Source organism: Kitasatospora sp. NPDC034533 (assembly GCF_055575155.1).
On the sequence record NZ_JBVITE010000159.1, the window covers coordinates 1 to 1,576 of the forward strand.

2 protein-coding genes are annotated in these 1,576 nt (G+C 70.7%); both read right to left on the reverse strand.

Going from position 1 to position 1,576, the window contains the following annotated elements:
• Window positions 1–449, reverse strand: a 449-nt coding sequence (locus ACZ55U_RS39005; protein WP_465534382.1) for an FAD-dependent oxidoreductase, incomplete at its 3' end; no start/stop codon positions are given.
• A gap of 545 nt (window positions 450–994) precedes the next feature.
• A partial coding sequence (locus ACZ55U_RS39010; RefSeq protein WP_465534384.1) for a class I SAM-dependent methyltransferase occupies window positions 995–1,576 on the reverse strand: 582 nt, incomplete at its 5' end.

Genomic DNA, 1,576 nt, shown 5'->3' on the forward strand with positions numbered 1-1,576 from the left:
CCTTGGCTGGTGTGGATGTCCCAGTGGTGGTGGGTGTTGTTCCAGGTGGCGTTGAGGAGTTCGTGGTTGTAGCGCAGGTGGGGTTCGATGCCGTGTCGGGTGGCGCAGTGTTTGAGGTAGGTGTGGACTTCGGTTTGGGTGGCGAAGGTGGATTTCCAGTGGGGGTTGCGGGTGTGGGAGTAGGAGTAGAGGTGGGCTTGGACGTCGCAGGCGCAGCCGGGGTAGGTGTTGTCGCGCCAGGTGCCGCCGAGGTCGGTGGCGCGTTCGAAGACGAGGAAGTCGTGGATGCCGGCTTTGAGGAGGGCGATGGCGGTGCCGATGCCGCTGATGCCGGCGCCGATGATGGCGGTGGTGAGGTGGCGTAGGGGGGGTTTGGTGGGGGTGGTTTGGGGGGTGGGGTGGGGGGTTGTGGTTTGGGTGGTGTGGTGGGGGGCGGGGGTGGTGGTCATGGTCGGGGTGTCCTTTGGTTGGGGTGTGCGGGGCGGTAGTGCGGGGGTGCGGGGCGTGGTGCCGGGCTTGTTCGGGGTGTGGGGCGGGGCGGCGGCGGGGTGACGGTGGGTTGGTGGCGCGTGCGGGGTGGCCCCGGGTGTTCGGGTGTCCTCGTCGTCTGGGGCGGGGGTCGGGGCTTGTTCGGGGTGTGAGGCGGGGCGGCGCGGGCCGGGCGCGGGGGGTGGGGGTGGGGGGCGGGCCGGGTGTGGTGGGGCGTCGGGGTGCGTTCGTGTCCGGGTTCCGGGCCTGCCCGGGGTGGGGCGGGTGGTGGTGTGCCGGGGGTGCCGGGGCGGTGCGGGGTGCCCTGGTGTGTGCCGGGGGTGTGCCGGGGGTGTGTCGGGGTGGCCCCGCGTGTGCCTGGGGGGTGTGCCGGGGTGGCCCCCCGGGTGTGTGCCCGGGTGTGCCGGGGGGCTCCACGTGTGTGCCCGCGTGTGCCCGGGTGTGTGCCCACGTGTGCCGGGGTGGCCCCCTGGGTGTGTGCCGGGGGTGTGCCGGGGGGTGTGGGTCAGGCGCGGCGGGTGAGGGTGACGCGGAAGTTGTTGAAGATGTGGTCTTCGAGGGTGTAGGCGAAGATGTCGAGGTAGCGTTCGAAGCGGGCGACGGTGGTCTCGTCGGTCATGGTGACGGCTTCGGTACGGCGGGCGGCGAGGAGCTGGAGCCAGGCGCGGCAGGCGCGGGCGAAGGATTCGGGTTCGTTGCGGATCTCGGTGACTTCGAAGAGCCCGTCGAGGCCGGCGGTGAGTTCGGGCAGGCGGGGGATGTGGCAGCCTTCGAATTCCTCGCGCTGGAGGAATTTGAGGTCGTCGAGGAGCCGGCGGCGCAGTGGGGGGTTCTCGACGGTCATGGTGTGCAGGACGAAGCGGGCGCCGGGCTTGAGGAGGGAGTGGACCTGCTTGAAGAAGACGCGGTAGCGCTGGGTGCGTTCTTTGGGGGTGAGGGAGGACAGGACGAAGTGTTCGAGGGCGTTGATGCAGAACGCGGCGTCGTAGGGCGCCTGGCCGTCGGCCAGGCGGTGGTCTTCCCAGCTTTCGACGCGGGCTTCGATGGCGGGGTTGTGGAGGGTGTCGATGAAGTCGGCCTGGGTGCG